Source organism: Bacillus nitratireducens (genome assembly GCF_001884135.1).
GTDB classification, from domain to species: Bacteria; Bacillota; Bacilli; order Bacillales; family Bacillaceae_G; genus Bacillus_A; species Bacillus_A nitratireducens.
Genome location: NZ_MAOC01000094.1, coordinates 1 through 257 on the forward strand (window position 1 = coordinate 1; position 257 = coordinate 257).

At 31.5% G+C, this 257-nt stretch carries 2 protein-coding genes; both read right to left on the reverse strand.

Annotated elements, in window-relative coordinates:
- Positions 1 to 77, reverse strand: a 77-nt coding sequence (locus tag BAU23_RS28250) for an FDLD family class I lanthipeptide (RefSeq protein WP_002128201.1), incomplete at its 3' end; no start/stop codon positions are given.
- A 48-nt stretch (positions 78 to 125) separates the two neighbouring features.
- On the reverse strand, positions 126 to 257 hold a 132-nt coding region (locus BAU23_RS28255; protein ID WP_071735698.1), incomplete at its 5' end, for a gallidermin/nisin family lantibiotic.

A 257-nucleotide genomic window follows, 5' to 3' on the forward strand; every position in this document is an offset into this window, starting at 1 on the left:
GTAATTTGTGGATCTACATCACCTGAAGCTGTTGTTACTTGAACATCTAAATCAAAAAGGTTTTTTTCATTAATCATTTTCTTTTCCCCCTAAATTTTTTTAAGATAATATATCTTATATAGCAATTAGCAACAGAAGCTATTGAATGAACCTGTGTTTCCACAACCAGGCGTACAAGCTGAAATACTTGTAATTTGTGGATCTACATCACCTGAAGCTGTTGTTACTTGAACATCTAAATCAAAAAGGTTTTTTTC